Origin of the sequence: Bacteroides sp. 224, assembly GCF_010500995.1 — a bacterium.
GTDB lineage: Bacteria > Bacteroidota > Bacteroidia > Bacteroidales > Bacteroidaceae > Bacteroides.
In genome coordinates this window covers 38,230-56,702 of the sequence record NZ_QVMK01000011.1, presented here as the reverse complement: position 1 = coordinate 56,702, position 18,473 = coordinate 38,230, and the positions used below count along the sequence as shown (strand labels likewise).

At 40.1% G+C, this 18,473-nt stretch carries 13 protein-coding genes; 6 read left to right on the top strand and 7 right to left on the bottom strand.

All coding sequences use genetic code 11. From position 1 onward, the window contains the following. Positions 1-371 precede the first annotated feature (371 nt). Both D0T60_RS07300 and D0T60_RS07295 read left to right on the top strand, forming a co-directional pair. Positions 372-1,370 (top strand): hypothetical protein, encoded by a 999-nt coding sequence (locus D0T60_RS07300; RefSeq protein ID WP_163217504.1) that lies wholly within the window; start codon positions 372-374, stop codon positions 1,368-1,370. 301 nt (positions 1,371-1,671) lie between these two features. Then, positions 1,672-2,778 (top strand): MBL fold metallo-hydrolase, encoded by a 1,107-nt coding sequence (locus D0T60_RS07295; RefSeq protein WP_163217503.1) that lies wholly within the window; start codon positions 1,672-1,674, stop codon positions 2,776-2,778. 61 nt (positions 2,779-2,839) lie between these two features. Here D0T60_RS07295 and scpA read toward each other — a convergent pair whose 3' ends face one another. The 4 genes from scpA to D0T60_RS07275 form a co-directional block, all read right to left on the bottom strand. Continuing rightward, positions 2,840-4,987 carry a methylmalonyl-CoA mutase gene (gene scpA / locus D0T60_RS07290; protein ID WP_163217502.1) on the bottom strand — a complete coding sequence of 716 codons (2,148 nt, stop codon included), beginning with the start codon at positions 4,985-4,987 and terminating at the stop codon, positions 2,840-2,842. Between the two features lie 105 nt (positions 4,988-5,092). Continuing rightward, on the bottom strand, positions 5,093-6,988 hold the full coding sequence (mutA, locus tag D0T60_RS07285) for a methylmalonyl-CoA mutase small subunit (RefSeq protein ID WP_163217501.1): 1,896 nt from the start codon (positions 6,986-6,988) through the stop codon (positions 5,093-5,095). A gap of 158 nt (positions 6,989-7,146) precedes the next feature. Further along, complete coding sequence (locus tag D0T60_RS07280; protein ID WP_163217500.1) at positions 7,147-7,788, bottom strand: AAA family ATPase; 642 nt, start codon at positions 7,786-7,788, stop codon at positions 7,147-7,149. 64 nt (positions 7,789-7,852) lie between these two features. Beyond that, positions 7,853-9,217 carry an MATE family efflux transporter gene (locus D0T60_RS07275; RefSeq protein ID WP_163217499.1) on the bottom strand — a complete coding sequence of 455 codons (1,365 nt, stop codon included), beginning with the start codon at positions 9,215-9,217 and terminating at the stop codon, positions 7,853-7,855. A 206-nt stretch (positions 9,218-9,423) separates the two neighbouring features. On the opposite strand from D0T60_RS07275, the gene lysS reads away from it, so the two are divergent. From lysS to D0T60_RS07260, 3 genes are all read left to right on the top strand, one after another. Next, the gene (lysS, locus tag D0T60_RS07270) at positions 9,424-11,154 is read left to right on the top strand and encodes a lysine--tRNA ligase (RefSeq protein ID WP_163217498.1); all 1,731 of its coding nucleotides are present in this window, start codon (positions 9,424-9,426) and stop codon (positions 11,152-11,154) included. 17 nt (positions 11,155-11,171) lie between these two features. Then, positions 11,172-12,167: an NAD(P)H-dependent glycerol-3-phosphate dehydrogenase gene (locus D0T60_RS07265; protein ID WP_163217497.1), complete on the top strand. Its 996-nt coding sequence runs from the start codon at positions 11,172-11,174 to the stop codon at positions 12,165-12,167. Between the two features lie 83 nt (positions 12,168-12,250). After that, the gene (locus tag D0T60_RS07260; protein WP_163217496.1) at positions 12,251-13,588 is read left to right on the top strand and encodes a glucose-6-phosphate isomerase; all 1,338 of its coding nucleotides are present in this window, start codon (positions 12,251-12,253) and stop codon (positions 13,586-13,588) included. A gap of 57 nt (positions 13,589-13,645) precedes the next feature. Here the strand turns inward: D0T60_RS07260 and D0T60_RS07255 are convergent, their stop codons facing one another. Further along, a complete protein-coding gene (locus tag D0T60_RS07255) occupies positions 13,646-14,131 on the bottom strand; it encodes a DUF5035 family protein (protein ID WP_163217495.1) in 486 nt (161 codons plus the stop codon). 125 nt (positions 14,132-14,256) lie between these two features. Between D0T60_RS07255 and D0T60_RS07250 the strand changes: the two genes are divergently transcribed. Beyond that, positions 14,257-14,985 carry an HAD-IA family hydrolase gene (locus tag D0T60_RS07250; protein ID WP_163217494.1) on the top strand — a complete coding sequence of 243 codons (729 nt, stop codon included), beginning with the start codon at positions 14,257-14,259 and terminating at the stop codon, positions 14,983-14,985. Positions 14,986-14,988: 3 nt separating this feature from the next. Here the strand turns inward: D0T60_RS07250 and folB are convergent, their stop codons facing one another. Continuing rightward, complete coding sequence (gene folB, locus D0T60_RS07245; RefSeq protein ID WP_163217493.1) at positions 14,989-15,357, bottom strand: dihydroneopterin aldolase; 369 nt, start codon at positions 15,355-15,357, stop codon at positions 14,989-14,991. Positions 15,358-15,737: 380 nt separating this feature from the next. Further along, positions 15,738-18,440 carry a 4-alpha-glucanotransferase gene (locus D0T60_RS07240; RefSeq protein WP_163217492.1) on the bottom strand — a complete coding sequence of 901 codons (2,703 nt, stop codon included), beginning with the start codon at positions 18,438-18,440 and terminating at the stop codon, positions 15,738-15,740. Positions 18,441-18,473: the final 33 nt, after the last annotated feature.

The following is an 18,473-nucleotide window of genomic DNA, read 5'->3' as shown; positions in this document are numbered from 1 at the left end:
GGAAAGTATAAAGTGTTAAGATTACGTATGGGTATAAAAAAAGGGATCACGCCTGACCCCAACCTTTGTTAACCTTAAATCTAATACTATGAAAAACACAGTACAAAGATACGGAGTTTTTTGATATTAGCAAATTCCGTGTGCGAAAACAGATGTTTTATAACAGTATTTAATATTTTGTTTATTCAATTTTAGAGTTATTAAAAACAATTTCTAAGTCTATAAGAGAAAGCTGCCTGATTCTGTGGGAGAGAAAGGCATTTTTTTATGCCACAACTTTTACTTGTATCAAATATTTGCTTAATTTGTAGTTTAAGAAACTCAAAACGGTTTCTAAATACTGCGTATCAATACTATGTAAAGCTTGGAATATGAGTAAATTGGTCACTGCTTTTCTGAATAAAACAATTACAATAAGCATTTTAGTCTTATTATCATCGTGTTCGCCTCAAATACACAGATCAATAAAGAAGAGTTATTCACCTACAAATGAAGAAGATACAATTGTTTTTTATCAAAAGCCTCATGATATACCTATTAATTATGAGATATTGGGAAAACTGGAAATTAGCTGTATAGATGGTATTAATAAAAGTTGTGATTCGTCTTCAATCTTTATGTTTGCTGAAAACGAAACCCGAAAAATTGGAGGAAATGCCCTATTAGTGAATAAATATAAGAAGCCAACCCTATTCAATTCCGATATTAGATTAAAAGCTCAAATGCTGAAAGTTCATGATTTTTTAGCACCTATAGACTCTTTTCATTCTAAGCGAATTATCAGTAAATTAGAAACTTATAAAAAAGGAACAATTGATTTGAGATTATCTTTGCCCTACATAAATCAGTTTACACTTAATTTGCATAATGAAAAAACAAAAAACTCTATAGGTTTTATAGGAGCATTAATCGGACTTGATTATTACCATACAGACAAAATGTATTTAAGTCTTTTTGCAGGAGGAGGATTAGATTTTTTCCTTCCTCTTCCAGCTCCCGTTGATTACTCTTCCGGCGAAAAAGAATTCGCAAATTCAATATATGTGGGATTAACCAATAACCATCGATATAAATCTTTTATTTATGGTTATGGCCTATCTTTTTCTAAAGACACGTGGCGACATAATTATTATGGAGATAATGACGATTTTGAAACATTTCACAATGGAATTCGCCCTCCGAACAAAAAGCTTACAGAAAAGAATATAGGATTCATATTGTCAGCCTACTATACACCTACAAAGAATTTTAGTTTAGGCATTATGTATTTTCCCAAATTGATTCATATTAATCCGAAAACCGAATTTCGTTATGGACACTTAATAACGATTGATGTAGCATATAGAATCAGATTGAGAACTACAAAATAACATCTAAGCAACGCTAAGCATATCCTGTAAGAAATAATAACCTGAGCATGTGTATACTTGACACGTGTACTCTTTAAATAACCTTGCCACGCCCGCGGCAAGGTTTTATTGCGGCCGCGGCAAATTCTTGTTACGGCCGTGGCAAGACCTGGTTACGGCCGTGGAAGAATCTCGTTGCGGCCGCGGCAAAATCTTGCTAAAGCAATCAAAAATATATCGCAGAGAAAAATTGTTCAACGAAGATTGGGTAAGATCAGTTAGTTTTGGTTATCTTTACATAAACAGTTATTGCTAACCAATTATGCCTAACCTAAAGCAAACGATTATTCCAACCTTTTTGATTTTAGTGTGCATTGGTACACTCTCAAGTTGTTCTGTTATACGCTCCGTAGGGAGATATCCTTCCAAAAAGAAAGAAGCAGAATATGCTTTATTACCTAATTATAAGGACAGATCTTTTCAAAATCTATACAATACGGATAGTGTTATGTACATCAATGAACGTATCCGCAAAGAGAAAACAGATCGAAAATTCAGAAAACGCCCCAAACTATCGCAAGATATACCTTCCGTAAAAACAAATCTGAAAGATACTGTTTTCGAGGAAACTACGGTTGTTTGGTTCGGACATTCCTCTTACCTCATTCAGTCGAAAGGATTCAATATTTTAGTAGATCCTGTGTTATGCGATTACGCCTCTCCCATGTTTTATTTTAACCGAAGCATGCCGGGTAGTCATATCTACAAAGTAAAAGACCTCCCTCCTATTGATTTAATTCTAATTACACACGATCATTACGATCATCTGGACTGCCATACCGTTCGCAAATATCGTAAAAAGGATACACAAGCCATTGTACCGTTGGGGATAGGTACTTTATTGGATCAATGGGGATGGAAATCCGGCAACTACCAGGAAGTAAACTGGGGAGATACTGTGGTTTTCAATCAGGATATTCAGGTTATCTCTACCCCACAACAACATCGCTCCGGACGTTTCAAAAAGAAAGGAAGAACTCTCTGGACATCTTATGTACTCAATATACACGGACACCGCATCTTCATTGGAGGTGACGGAGGTTACAACAAACATTTCAAAGATATCGGAGATAAATACGGTCCCTTCGATCTTGCCTTTCTGGAAAACGGACAGTATAATGTAGATTGGATTCCTAATCACTCTTTTCCGGAACAAACAGTTCATACTGCGCAAGAATTAAAAGCAAAAATGGTGCTGCCTGTACATTGGAGTCGTTTTGCTGCTGCCTATCATATTTGGAACGAGCCTATTAAGGAGTTTCTACCTTTAATGGATGCTGTCGGTATTCCTGTAACGGTTCCTAAAATCGGAGAACCCTACACCATAGGCACGCCTGCTAAAAGGGATGTTTGGTGGGATTTTGAATAAAAAACAAAGGATCGACACATCAGCCGATCCTTTACTATTATTATAAGAGATACATTCAATCTTACTCTTCGTCCATCAGGATTTCAAGAATCTGACAAGCAGCTTTTGCCACCGGAGTACCCGGTCCGAAAATAGCCGCTACACCTGCCTGATATAAGAAATCGTAATCCTGAGCAGGAATTACCCCCCCTGCAATTACAATGATATCTTCGCGGCCCAACTTCTTCAATTCTTCCATAATTTGAGGAATCAGTGTTTTGTGTCCGGCAGCCAGTGAAGATACCCCTACTACGTTTACATCGTTCTCAACAGCCTGACGAGCAGCTTCTGCCGGAGTTTGGAACAAAGGTCCCATATCCACATCGAAACCACAATCGGCATAACCTGTTGCAACTACTTTGGCACCGCGATCGTGACCATCTTGTCCCATTTTTGCAACCATAATACGAGGTTGACGTCCCTCTTTCTTCGCAAACTTCTCGGCCAGCTTAGTAGCTTTCTTGAAGTCCGGATCATTTTTACTTTCTGATGAATACACGCCTGATATCGTTCTGATTATTGCTTTATAACGTCCTACAATTTTTTCGCATGCATAAGAGATTTCTCCCAATGTGGCACGTACGCGAGCAGCTTCTACGGCTAACTCCAGCAAGTTACCTTCTTTGGTTTCCACACATTTGGTAATGGCTTCCAACGCAGCTTGTACTTTGGCTTCATCGCGACCTTCTTTCAATTCTTTCAGACGCTCAATCTGTTCTTTACGAACGGCTGTATTGTCAATTTCAAGAATATCAATCGGATCTTCTTTTTCCAAACGGTATTTATTTACTCCTACAATGGTTTGCGAACCGGAGTCGATACGAGCTTGTGTACGGGCAGCCGCTTCTTCAATACGCATTTTAGGAATACCGGTTTCGATGGCTTTGGCCATACCACCCAGTTTCTCAACTTCCTCGATGAGTTCCCATGCTCTATTAGCTATTTCATTGGTTAAAGATTCTACATAATAAGAACCTCCCCATGGGTCTACATTTTTGGTGATGTATGTTTCTTCCTGAATATAAATCTGTGTATTACGAGCAATACGTGCAGAGAAATCGGTAGGTAAAGCGATAGCCTCATCCAATGCATTGGTGTGCAAAGATTGGGTATGACCTAACGCAGCTCCCATGGCTTCGATACAAGTACGTCCTACATTATTAAATGGATCTTGCTCTGTTAAAGACCATCCGGAAGTTTGCGAGTGTGTACGCAATGCCAATGATTTCGGGTTCTTCGGATTGAATTGTTTTACAATCTTAGCCCAAAGCAAACGAGCGGCACGCATCTTGGCAATCTCCATAAAGTGGTTCATACCAATTGCCCAGAAGAAGGACAAACGAGGTGCAAACGCATCAATATCAATACCTGCGGCAGTACCTGCGCGAAGATATTCCAAACCGTCTGCCAATGTATAAGCCAACTCAATATCTGCGGTTGCTCCTGCTTCTTGCATGTGATAACCTGAAATAGAGATTGAATTAAACTTAGGCATCTTTTGCGAAGTATATTCAAAGATATCAGAGATAATCTTCATAGAGAATGCAGGCGGGTAGATATAAGTATTACGCACCATGAATTCTTTCAGGATGTCATTTTGAATAGTACCTGCAAGTTCTTCCAATTTAGCACCTTGCTCTAATCCTGCATTGATATAGAAAGCCAATACAGGAAGCACTGCACCGTTCATTGTCATGGATACAGACATCTTATTCAATGGAATACCATCGAAAAGAACTTTCATGTTTTCCAATGAACAGATAGATACACCTGCTTTACCCACGTCACCTACTACGCGTTCGTGGTCGGGGTCGTATCCGCGGTGAGTAGCCAAGTCGAATGCTACAGACAGACCTTTTTGTCCGGAAGCCAGGTTACGACGATAGAAAGCATTCGATTCTTCGGCAGTAGAGAACCCGGCATACTGACGGATCGTCCAGGGACGAAGGGTGTACATTACGGAATAAGGTCCGCGAAGAAACGGAGGAAGTCCGGCTGCATAATTCAGGTGCTCCATTCCTTCCAGGTCTTCTTTGGTATAAACAGGCTTCACATTAATATGCTCCGGGGTTTCCCAGTTCGCAGCAATGTTATTTGCCTTTTGCCATTCAGCTCCGTTTGCGGGCTGAAATCCGGCGAAAATATCTATATTTTTAAAATCCGGTTTCATTGTTTTATGATTTCTATTCACCACAGAGTACACAGAGGTCACGGAGTAAATATAACTAAGAACATAAAAACTCTGTGTCCTCAGTGTCCTCTGTGGTAGAAAATGTTATTTCAATAATTGTGCATTATAAGACTTCAATGTTTCCAATACATTGGAACGAACATTGATAAAGTTCTCAATACCTGCGGCTTTCAGTTCATCCATATTGGCGGGAGCACCTGCTACAATGAACATAGCACGACCATTCAATGCTTTGAATGCCGGAACAGCATATTCTGCGTATTCATCATCGCTCGAACAAAGCACTACGATATCTGCTTTCGCTTTCATGGCAGCCTCTACTCCTTCTTCAACAGTTGGGAATCCTAAGTTATCTACCACTTCATATCCGGCGCAAGCCAGAAAGTTGCAAGCGAACTGAGCACGTGCCTGACGCATAGCCAAATTACCGATCGTCAACATAAATGCTTTCGGACGTTTGCCGGAAGCTTCGGTTTCCAAACGTAAGGCTTCAAATTCGCTCGAAGCACGATCGAAGTTCAAGGTCTGTACGTCTTTCTCACAATTATCATTTCCACCGCAGCAGCAGGTAGATCCTACCGGAGTTTTTCCGTTAGCAGCTTCCGTAAAGTTAGGATATTGGTTGGTACCCAATAAAATCTCTTTGCGTTGCGCTACTGCTTTATGACGGTTTTTACCTGTTTCGTTAATTTCTTTTTGAACGCTTCCTGCTTTCAGTGCTGCATAGAAACCACCTTCTTCCTGAACTTTCAAGAAGATTTCCCATGCTTGCTTAGCGATAGAAACAGTTAGGTTTTCAATATAATAAGAACCGGCAGCCGGATCGACTACTTTATCGAAATGAGATTCTTCCTTCAACAACAATTGTTGATTACGTGCCATACGTTCTGAGAATTCATCCGGAGTTTGATAAGTTTTATCGAACGGAGTAACAGTCATTGAATTTACTCCACCCAATGCAGCACTCATGGCTTCGGTTTGTGTACGAAGCAAATTCACATGAGCATCAAATAAAGTAAGGTTATAAGAGGAAGTTTCTGCATGTACTTGCATACGTCCTGCACAACGACATTCGCCGTTAGGACCTCTGTTTTCGCAATCCGAGAGGCTTTCGGGTTTGTAAGAAGCTACCACATTTGCCCACAACATACGTGCAGCACGGAATTTAGCTATCTCCATAAAATAGTTGGAGCTTACACCGAAGTTAAATTTAATTCTTTTGGCAATCAGCCCGGCAGGTATACCAATTTCTGTTAGTTGCTGCATGTACTCATTACCCCAAGCCAATGCATAACCAAGTTCCTGAGAGATATACGCTCCTGCATTATTCAATGTTAATGCATTTACGTTTAATACCCGATAGTACGGAAGCGGCTGAATAGCCTCGAGCAACGCTTTAGCTATTTGAACCACATCGCCTTTTTCCTTACCCTTGGTAAGCATTTTATTATAATAATCGAAGTTGATAGAACCTCTCAGTTCTTTCACATCGTAATCCTTCTTATCGAAATAGGCTACCAATAACTCGGCCAACTTTACCACATGTCCCTGACAAGTCGAGAAGTTCAACTCAATAGCCGGTGCATGAACACCTTCCAATAAAGTGGCTATATATTCGGCCGAAAGCTCTTTCGCATTTATGCTAAAACCAAGGGAGTCGACTCCTTTGTTTAAGAGATCCAGCGCCTTTGCATTTGCCTCTTTAGGATCTGTTACACGAATTTCCTGACGGATCAGCCAATTGTTGTTTTTACGGGTACCTCTTAAGTAAGGATATTCACCGGGCAGTGCGTTGAGGGTTGCAAGTCCTTCAATATCTTCCATCCGGTAGAAAGGTTTTACTTTAAATCCTTCGTTTGTTTTCCAAACAAGTTTCTTCTCATAGTCAGCGCCTTTAAGGTCGGCTGTCACTTTCTCCATCCACTGCTCTGTAGATACCGGAGAAAAATCCGAGAAGAGTTTTTCTTTTTTGTCTGCCATAGTTTATATTAAAATTTAAAATCAGATTAATTATTGATTTTTTTCTTTAATTCTTTCCAAATGTCTAAAAACGAGCTACAAATATACAGAATAACTTAGAACAAGGGATTTTTTTTAGAGAAATTTCGCAGTGAAAGGGATCTTTATGTAACAGTATGTTACTTGGGGAAGAGCTTCAACTTCTTCTTCGCAAACTCCTCAATAAAAAGGATGGTTTCATTCATTCCCAATATAGAAGAGTCTATACACAAATGATATGTTTCGGCAGCGCCCCAGGTTTTATAGCTATAATAATTATAGTATTCGGAGCGTTTTTTATCCGTGCGCCGAATAACCTCTTTCGCTTCTTCTTCCGAAAGATTTTCTGTGGCACAAAGACGTTTTACCCGGTCTTCGGTAGGTGCCGATATAAATACGTTGACACAACGAGGAAAGTCTCGCAAAATATAATCTGCGCATCGTCCTACAAAAATGCAAGATTGCTTAGCAGCCAGATCTCTGATTACATCACTTTGTATCTTAAATAAGGTGTCGTTACTTAAATAATTGGCATAAGGTACCGAAGCGTCTGTAAACAATGAAAACCGAGCACCCAAAAAGCTTCCTACAACTGTTTGAGAGGGTTTTTCATCTGCTTTTTCAAAGAGTTCTTTACATAAACCGCTTTCTTTAGAGGCCAGATTGATCAATTCTTTATCATAAAAAGAAATACCCAACTTTTCGGCAAGTTTTGTACCAATTTCTCTCCCGCCACTACCTAACTGACGTCCTATATTAATAACAAAGTGATTATCTTTCATACTATTATCTTTTAGAGTATCTGTTTTTCATTACATCTACAAAATTAAAAAATCTTTCCGAAGATTATAATGTATTAGTTACTTTTCCACTTTTAAACACCCTGAACTGATGCCATAGCATAATGCCTGCAATAAGGCTCGAAGCTAAATCCGCTACGGGTATACTCACCCAAACACCGAATGTTCCAAAGTAATGCGGAAGTATTAATAAACAAGGTATCAAGAACAACAACTGCCGTGTAAGCGATAGGAAGATAGCTTTGTCTGCCATACCTATACTCTGGAAGAAATTAGCCGTAACAATTTGAAAACCAATGATAGGATAGAAAATAACAACGACTCTCATCCCGTCGGCAGCCAATTTTATAAGTTCTTCATCCGAAGTAAAGACAGATGCGGCCAGTTCAGGCATAAAGATTCCGACAATAAATCCTAAAGAAGTAACAGCCGTTGCCGCATAAATAGAAAGTTTAAGAACCGAAGTCACCCTACTATACAATTTGGCTCCGAAGTTATACCCCGCAATGGGCTGCATACCTTGGTTAATCCCCATCACAATCATTACAAACAGGAAGGTAATGCGATTCACAATGCCGTAAGCACCAATTGCTAAATCTCCTCCATGTTCCTTCAATCCCTTATTAATAAAGATAACCACGAAAGTAGCTGCCAGATTCATTAAGAAAGGAGAAGCACCAATATACAGCGAATCCTTTACGATACGTTTTTTCAGTCTGAAAATCCCTTTATCGAAATGAATCAACTCATTCTTATTCATAAATTGCTTAACTAACCATAACAGAGCCAGAAGTTGCGCCAAGATGGTTGCAATAGCCGCACCTTTGATTCCCCAATCAAATACGAAGATAAAGATAGGGTCCAATATCGTATTCAATATAACTGTGAAAATGGTAGCTGCCATCGCCTTTTGAGGATGTCCGGCAGAACGAAGTATAGAGTTAAGCCCTAAATATAAATGCGTAACAATATTACCCAATAAGATAATTTGCATATAATCGCGGGCATAATCGATGGTAAACTCGCTGGCACCAAAGAAGTAAAGAATCGGGTCCAGGAAGATAAGCGATACAACAGTAAATACTCCCCCAATCAAAATATTCAGCAATACAACATTCCCTAATACGTTACGTGCTGTATCATAATCCTTCTGCCCCAACTTCACCGATACCAATGTAGCAGCCCCTACTCCAACCAAAGAACCGAATGCAGCTGCTAAATTCATTAAAGGAAAAGTTAATGCTAATCCTGAAATAGCCAATTTACCTACTCCTTGTCCGATGAAAATACTATCGACCATATTATATAAAGAAGCGGCCGTCATAGCAATAATTGCAGGAATCGCATATTGCATTAATAACTTACCAATCTTTTCCGTACCTAATGCTGTGGGAATTTTTTGACCTGACATACACCTATTTTTTATAAAAGTGTGCAAAGTTAAGGAAATGTTTCGTACTTTTGCCCCAAAATGGATTTGAGTTTTTAGTTTTTAGGTCCGTCTGTTTTTAGGTTCTCAGGTTCTTTGTTGGGTTAACCAACCTTACAAATAAGAAGCCTCACAACCGCAAAAACTTTAGAAGCCTGAAAACCTGAAAACCCACAAACTTGTTTAAAATGAATATATTAGAACTTAGTGAGCAGGAGATTATTCGTCGGAACAGTATGAACGAACTCCGTGCAATGGGTATCGAGCCTTATCCGGCTGCAGAGTATATAACCAATGCTTTCTCTACAGATATAAAACAGGATTTTAAAGACGAAGACGAACCCCGCAAGGTATCTATAGCCGGGCGTATCATGAGTCGTCGTGTAATGGGTAAAGCATCATTTATCGAACTCCAAGATTCCAAAGGACGTATTCAGGTGTATATTACACGTGATGACATCTGTCCGGACGAAGATAAAGAATTGTACAATACCGTTTTCAAGCGTTTGCTCGACTTAGGCGATTTTGTAGGAATCGAAGGATTTGTATTCAGAACTCAAATGGGCGAAATCAGTGTACATGCCCAAAAGCTTACCGTATTGGCTAAATCTATTAAGCCTCTTCCTATTGTGAAGTACAAAGATGGTGTAGCTTATGATTCCTTTGAAGATCCCGAACTTCGTTATCGCCAACGCTATGTAGATTTGGCTGTAAACGAAGGAGTGAAAGACATATTCATTAAGCGCACAAAAGTATATAGCTCCATGCGCGAATACTTTAATAGCCAAGGATACATTGAAGTAGAAACCCCCGTTTTACAATCCATACCGGGAGGAGCGGCAGCACGTCCGTTTATCACCCACCACAATGCACTGGATATGCCTCTATATCTGCGTATTGCCAATGAACTTTATTTGAAACGTCTTATCGTAGGTGGTTTCGAAGGTGTGTATGAGTTCTCCAAAAACTTCCGCAACGAAGGAATGGACCGTACGCATAACCCGGAATTTACTTGCATGGAAATATACGTAGCATACAAAGACTATAACTGGATGATGAAGTTTACGGAAAATATGCTCGAAAAAATAGCTACCGACGTAAACGGCACTACCGAAATTAAAGTGGGCGATAATGTTATCAACTTCAAAGCTCCCTTTAAAAGAGTTACTATGCTGGATTCTATTAAAGAATTCACCGGTCATGACTTAACCGGGAAAAGTGAAGAAGAAATTCGCGAAATCTGCAAAACTCTCCAGATGGAGATTGACGAAACAATGGGTAAAGGAAAACTCATTGACGAAATCTTTGGAGAATTCTGCGAAGGAAACTACATACAACCCACATTCATTACAGATTACCCGATTGAAATGTCGCCATTGACCAAACGCCATCGCAACAATCCGGAACTGACCGAACGTTTCGAGTTGATGGTTAATGGAAAAGAACTGTGTAATGCATACTCTGAGCTTAACGATCCGATCGACCAGTTAGGCCGTTTCCAAGATCAACTTAAATTAAGCGAAAAGGGAGACGATGAAGCTATGTTTATAGATATGGACTTCGTTCGTTCTTTGGAATACGGTATGCCTCCAACATCGGGAATGGGTATCGGTATGGACCGTTTAACCATGCTGCTTACCGGACAAACCACCATACAGGAAGTATTGTTCTTCCCGCAAATGCGTCCCGAAAAAACGATTAAGAAAGATTCTGCCAACAAATATATGGAACTGGGTATTCCCGAAGAGTGGGTGCCTGCCATTCAAAAAGCAGGTTACAATACCGTAGAAGAGATGAAAGATGTAAATCCTCAGAAATTGCATCAGGATATCTCCGGAATCAACAAGAAATATAAATTGGAACTAAGCAGCCTTTCGGTTAACGACGTTACCGGATGGGTGAACAAGCTCAACTCATAAACTCTTAGATCGGATAGATGAAAATACCCGGTAAGATAGCCATTATGGGAGGCGGTAGTTGGGCAACAGCGATTGCCAAAATTATTCTGTCTCAGGAAGATTCGATAAATTGGTATATGCGAAGAGATGATCGTATTGCCGATTTTAAACGCTTGGGACATAATCCTTCCTATCTCACAAGTGTCAAATTTGACGTTAAGCGGATTAACTTTAGTTCCAATATTAATGATGTAGTAAGAGAGTCGGATACACTCATCTTTGTAACTCCGTCTCCTTACCTGAAAGCACATCTCAAGAAACTAAAGGTAAAGCTGAAAGATAAGTTTATCCTAACTGCCATCAAAGGTATAGTTCCCGACGAAAACTTAATTGTTTCCGAATATTTCACCAAAATATACGGAGTGCCTCCCGAAAACATTGCTGTTCTCGGAGGGCCTTGTCATGCGGAAGAAGTTGCGCTTGAGCGACTTTCATACCTTACAGTGGCCTGCCCGGATAAAGACAAAGCACGTGCCATGACTCGTAGAATGAGCAGTAGTTTTGTGAAAACATCTATCAGCGATGATGTAACCGGCATTGAATACGGCTCTGTACTCAAAAACGTGTATGCCATAGCCGCAGGTATTTGCAGCGGTCTTAAATACGGAGATAACTTTCAGGCCGTATTAATAGCAAACGCCATACAGGAAATGAACCGGTTCTTGAATACCGTGCATCCTATCGACCGAAATGTGGACGACTCTGTGTATCTGGGAGACCTTTTAGTGACAGCATATTCCAATTTCAGCCGCAACCGTACATTCGGAACCATGATAGGTAAAGGCTACTCGGTAAAAAGTGCCCAGATTGAAATGGAAATGATTGCTGAAGGTTATTTCGGTACTAAATGTATCAAGGAAATAAACAAGCATCATCATGTAAATATGCCGATTCTTGATGCGGTGTACAATATTCTATATGAACGAATTTCCCCAATGATTGAAATCAAGTTGTTGACGGATTCATTTAGGTAGTTGAGAGTTGAGAGTTGAAAGTTACCATGCGGCATCGAATCTCTCAACTCTCAACTCTCAACTCTCAACTTAAACTATATAATATGATTACTTTAAACATTGAAAAAACTCTTGGATTTATTTCTAAAGAAGCAGTTGCTTCATACGAGTCTAAAGTGAAAGCAGCTCAGGAAGCTCTTGAAAAAGGAACCGGTAAAGGAAACGACTTCTTAGGATGGTTGCATCTCCCTTCTTCTATTACCAAAGAATTTCTGGCAGACATTAAAGCTACAGCTCAGGTTTTAAAGGAAAACTGCGAAATAGTAGTTGTAGCCGGCATTGGTGGAAGTTATTTGGGAACACGTGCCGTAATTGAGGCGCTTGCCAACAGCTTTAGCTGGTTGCAGGAAGATAAAAAGAATCCGGTAATTGTTTATGCAGGACATAACATTGGCGAAGATTACTTATATGAACTGACTACTTTCTTAAAAGACAAAAAGTTTGGGGTAATCAATATTTCCAAATCCGGTACTACTACCGAAACAGCTTTGGCTTTCCGTCTTCTCAAAAAACAATGCGAAGATCAAAGAGGTAAAGACATGGCTAAAAAGGTTATCGTAGCCGTTACCGACGAAAAAAAAGGTGCTGCACGTATCACCGCCGATCAGGAAGGTTACAAATCATACATTATCCCCGACAATGTAGGCGGACGTTTTTCTGTACTTACTCCGGTAGGTTTATTGCCTATTGCCGTGGCCGGATATGACATCGAAAAGCTGGTTGCCGGAGCTGTCGATATGGAAAAGTCTTGCGGAATGGATGTTCCTTTCGAAAAGAATCCCGCTGCCATTTATGCTGCTACCCGCAATGAGCTATATAAGAACGGAAAGAAAATTGAAATCTTAGTTAACTACAACCCCAAACTGCATTATGTAAGTGAGTGGTGGAAACAATTATACGGAGAATCGGAAGGAAAAGAAAACAAAGGTATTTTCCCCGCTGCTGTAGATTTCTCTACCGATTTACATTCTATGGGTCAATGGATTCAGGAAGGTGAACGCACCATTTTCGAAACCGTTATTTCTGTAGAGAAAACAAACCATAGCCTGTCTGTTCCTTCTGATGAAGCTAACCTTGACGGCTTGAACTTCCTTGCAGGTAAACGTGTAGACGAAGTAAACAAAATGGCCGAATTAGGAACACAAATTGCTCATGTAGACGGTGGAGTGCCTAATTTACGCATCACCATCCCCGAACTTAACGAATACAATATCGGTCAGCTTCTTTATTTCTTTGAAATTGGTTGCGGAATAAGCGGATATGTGTTGGGGGTTAACCCATTCGATCAACCGGGTGTAGAAGCGTATAAGAAGAATATGTTTGCCCTGTTAAACAAACCGGGATACGAAGAAGAATCTAAAGCGATACAAGCAAGATTATAAAAAACATTGGGGGTGTTTCATAAAGTCATGACACACCCCCATTCCACCATTTATAGATCACTCATTATTTACAACTTTCTCTCCCACAGGTATTTCCAGTTTAAAGGAAGCCCCTTCACAATTCACAGCCTTAGAAGATAAATAGAAAGATAATACAGGGTTTTCTTCAGTAACCTCCAGAATGGTTGCTTTTACGGCAATCTCTGTTTCAGGAATATCTACAAAGCCAACAACTCCATTAGTAAGATCGGAAAAATCATCGGAGATATCATCTCCATAAAAAAAGAATTTCGTTTTAATAGCCGAGTTATTATTCTTTAAAACAAAACTTCTTAAATTGTTTCCATTTCCATTTAGATAAAAACTTATGTCTATCTCATCTCCCACACTTAAAGTAGGCAATTGATCTAAAGTGTTCGCATAATTAGTATCACTTTCATTGGTATATACTCCTGTTAATTCAAGTATCGGAGTTTCTGCCTCAGCTTCTGAGCAACCATAAAGCAATATCGAAAAAAGAATTAATATCAACTGGTTTTTCATAAAGTATATTGGTTGATAACTCTGCAAAAATACACATTATCTTGAGAATCACAAAAAAAGAGGAAGATACTCAGCAATATAAGCAATAATAACTAACTTTGCACATCCAAAAAAATTATGAAATAATGTATCAGCAAGCTATACAACGATATCTTCAAAAACATTCCTATAATAAAATTGACTTAAAAGCCGTACTGTTCGATATGGACGGCGTATTGTTTAACTCCATGCCCTACCATGCCAAAGCTTGGCATCAGGTAATGACTGATTATGGTTTCGATTTCAGCGAAGCGGAAGCCTATCTTCATGAAGGACGCACAGGAGCCGGCACTATTAATCTCGTTAGTCAGCGTCAATTCGGGAAATCGGTTTCTGCCGAAGAGGTTGAAGGTATATATGCCGTTAAAAGTAAAATCTTTAATAGCTATCCCGAAGCCAAAGCTATGGAAGGCGCAGCAGAGGTACTTGCTAAAGTAAAGAAGGAAAATCTCACTCCCATGATTGTAACCGGATCGGGACAAACCTCCTTGCTAAGTCGTTTGGAACAAAACTTCCCGCATACATTCAAAAAAGAATTAATGGTTACGGCATTCGATGTAAAACACGGAAAGCCTCATCCGGAACCTTACCTGATGGCACTAAAAAAAGGTAATTTCCAAGCCAGCGAAGCCATTGTAGTAGAAAACGCCCCTCTGGGTGTGGAAGCAGCCGTTGCAGCAGGAGTATTTACCATAGCAGTAAATACCGGACCTTTGGAAGACCATATTCTGCTTGATGCAGGTGCCGATGTACTGTTTAGCTCTATGGAAGAGTTGGCTAAGAATTGGGAAGCGCTTTACCGGGCATTCAGCTAAGAATCATCTGATACAACGCACCTTAACCCCTGCCGATTCTATATCGGCTCCCATAGGTGGATTCCGTTTGCACAGTTTTATCTTAACTTCTTCTACAGCAGGAAAATCAATAAAGATACGCTGTGCAATACGTCCGCACACATTTTCCAATAATAAAGAAGGGATTGCCATCTCTTCCGAAACGGATTGAAAAACATCGGCATAACTCACTGTATCCGATACCAAATCCGTTCTCATGGCTTTTCGTAAATCTACTTTAAGCTTAAGATCGAGAATGAAAACATTGCCTACTTTCGTTTCTTGCGGAGAAACTCCATGATACGCATGAAACGAGAGATTATTCAATAGGATATAGGAATCTTTTATATTCATAATTTCAATTGTTATTTATAGTTATTTTGTCTTTTTCTTCTTTTTCTTTCGGTTTGCGAGGGGGTGGAATTAAATCTTTCTGCGCCACAAATTGAGGCATAATCTTCACAAAGATGAAACCGTTACGTATTCAAAATACCTGCGCAAATATAACATCAACTAACCGATTTTATTCAATCTTCGTTGAATAAACTTCCCCCTGCGGCATATTTTTGATTGCTTTAGCAAGATTTTGCCACGGCCGCAACAAGATTTCGCAACGGCCGTAACAAGATTTTGCCGCGGCCGCAACAAGATTCTGCCACGGCCGCAACAGAACTTTGCCACGGCCGCAACAATACCAGGCACAACAAATATGAAAACATTTTCCTACTTCCAGACTACTTTTCGGGGTTTCTTCCGGATTGATTTATCAACTCTCTGACCTTCTCATTGAAGTTATCCAACTCTATTAACCGTTCCAGCGTAATGTGCATTCTGTATTGCCAGTAATTTTCGGGGTTAGCCGGCACATTTATCCGTTCTTCTTGTACATTCGGATTTCTCCACTGTTCATCAATAGACATCCAATCCTGAAACATCAGAATACACAACATTGAATGGCTACGCAAATGAGCGCTGACTACTTCTTCGCATATTGCAGAATCGGCAGTAACAGGAGCTATGCCATGATGCCCCAGCACCTCATTAAAATAGCGCTGCGTTTGTTGGTAATTCTCTTCCCACCATCCTCGCAGGGTAGACATATCGTGTGTAGAAATGGTACAAACAGAGGTGTAAGGATATTCGGATAAGCTACCGAACTCCTGAAAAGCTTTCTTTGGCATTCTTTGCACTTCCAAAGTCAGAATTTGCAAATCGTTCATCACCTGAGGCACGCTTTCGGGAATCATCCCTAAATCTTCTCCGCAAACAAGCATTTGGGTAGATTGCGTTAACCCGGGTAGCTTTTTCATGGCTTGCCCGCGCCAGAACTCGTTATTCCTGTGGTAGAAATACTGATCATACAAATAATCAAAAGCCCCTTTTTCCGAGTCGGACAGTGATTGGTAAACAAAATCTTTTTGTACGCTGATGCGAGGATGATATTTGAAAGGTTCCCGATGATCGGGCACAAACAGCACTTCACTAATCAGCGAATACAGTCCGTCGCGAATCCAAATACTGTCACTGTCTGTTTTACCGGCAAAGAAAGCCTCTACTTTGCGTTGGGTATCATACTCCGGTCGCATACGGTACACCTCCCACTTATCAGTACATTCAATAAAGGTTTGCTTTACGTAATCGGCATGCTGCCCGAATATTTGTTGCAAGGAAGATTCATGAATATAAGGTTCCAGGAAGTCGTTGCGAAATGGCAAACCATAACTTTCAATCTCTTCGCGAGTCATCGGAAGTGCAGGAACAAACTGCCCCAACAATCCGTGGACGGCATTCAGCGGTATCTCCCAAATACGGAAGAAGCCTAAAATATGGTCGATACGATAAGCATCAAAGTACTCCGACATTTTGCGGAAACGCTTCATCCACCATTTATAGCCGTCTTTCTCCATAACATCCCAATTATAGGTAGGGAACCCCCAATTCTGTCCGTTTACAGAAAAGTCGTCGGGGGGAGCACCTGCTTGCCCGTTCAGGTTAAAGTAATAAGGTTCCGTCCAAGCCTCTACGCTGTTGCGACTGATGCCGATTGGTATATCTCCTTTCAGCACCACTCCGTTGGCACGTGCATATTCGGAAGCCTCTTTCAACTGTATATGCAAGTTAAACTGAATATAATAATAAATTGATATCTGAGCATAATAAGCACTGCCCGGTTGACAAAGCATTTCTATTTCATGAGCATTGTAGTTGGAATACTCGGGCCATTTATGAAAGTTGGGCGTATTATACCGATCGCGCAAATAGCTAAATGCCGCGTATGGTTGAAGCCATTCTTTATTGGCCATATAGAATAGTCTGAAAGAATCGGAAGCAAGCACTTCATTTCCTTCCTGCGCAAAAAGTTCATAAAAATACTCCCACTTCAGTGCATTCACTGCTTCATAATCTATAACGGGCAATGCGTTCAATTCTATTCGCCTTTGCTCATAGCCGGCTGCTCTTTCAGGATCTTTTAAAACACCCATCTTATCCGGATTCAGGTACATGGGGTGGAAAGCATAAATAGAAATGCTATTATAAGGGTAAGAATCCGTCCATGTGTGAGTCATGGTAGTATCATTAACAGGCAAAATTTGTACAACCTTTTGATTGGTAACAACCGCCCAGTCAATCATCTTCTTTAAATCTGCAAAATCTCCTACTCCATAACTATTCTCCGATCGTAACGAAAAAACAGGAATAGCCACACCAGCCCCTTTCCATGTAGGAAAATCGAAGTTTACATATTGATCCGAAATAATATGCGTTTCATATTCCCGTATTTCAAGGTCGGATATCTGTCGGTTCGAGCCACTTTCCCATTCTTCTACTCTATTCTCTTTTTTATTATAAAGAACATATTTGTATTCGATAGGGAATTTTAATGAGTGCGCATCCAGCTCTACCTCCCATTCCGGGAAGTTTGCGTCGCTCATTAAGCAGGCTTTATCCGGGTTCCAATTGCCCAATACATCCTGATTACCACAAATAGCCAGGCAATAATCTTTACTGATACGAGGAGACATGGTTCGGATACCAAGCCCCTTCCGGTAACTCTCTGTCGTTTTCTCCCGATTAGTACGAGCCAACAGAGACTCTGAAAACGCCGAACTATAAAAGTATTGCTGATCGGGCAAGTTGCGCCAATGATCGTGCATTTTATACTCTTTGTTTATATCGCTCGATAGATGAATGAAACGAGGAAGGGCTTTCCATTCCATACGAATAATTTCGTTTCCTCTATATAGATAGTAATTATATTGAATCAGGTGGTTGGCAGGGTGTTGAGCTTCCAATTCAATCCACCAATACACACCATCTTCTGTGTGCAAAGTAACAGCTTCTTGAATATCGCCATTGCCTAATTCGGGAATAGAACCTATTACTTTAATTTCTTCTCCCCAGTTTGTTTTATATTCTATATGGAATGATAGTATCATATCAGATATAAGTATATGTTCAAAATTAGTTTA